We start from the raw sequence: 323 nt of genomic DNA, 5'->3' as shown, positions 1-323 counted from the left end.
TATTAAACCTCCCCGCAAACCCGCTGCGCAAGCGCAAGAGCAATGCCTTGCGGTTCTATTGCCTTCTCTTTCCTTACTTGCGGCGCACTGCGCTATAGAGAGGTAGGGCGCGCTCCTCGAGCATGGCAATGGCCTGGACCGCAAGTTGTGAGAGCGTGTGCTTGCTGCTCGTGGCGATGGCCAGCCGGCTAAACAGAGTGGGCTCGGTAATGCGGATCACTCGAAAGCGCCGCTTGAGCGCGTCGCTGACGGTTGCGTTCAGCGGCAGCACCGCGTAGCCGATGCCCTCGCTAACCAGGTCGAGAATCGACGACACAGCATCG

The 323-nt window shown here is 60.4% G+C and carries 1 protein-coding gene; it reads right to left on the bottom strand.

The window, feature by feature from the left end; translation table 11 throughout:
* Window positions 1-73: 73 nt before the first annotated feature.
* A partial coding sequence (locus EN824_RS34095) for a hypothetical protein (protein ID WP_210236392.1) occupies window positions 74-323 on the bottom strand: 250 nt, incomplete at its 5' end.

The sequence above is a fragment of the Mesorhizobium sp. M8A.F.Ca.ET.181.01.1.1 genome (assembly GCF_004792025.1).
Lineage (GTDB): Bacteria > Pseudomonadota > Alphaproteobacteria > Rhizobiales > Rhizobiaceae > Mesorhizobium.
This window is presented reverse-complemented; position numbering and strand designations above follow the sequence as displayed.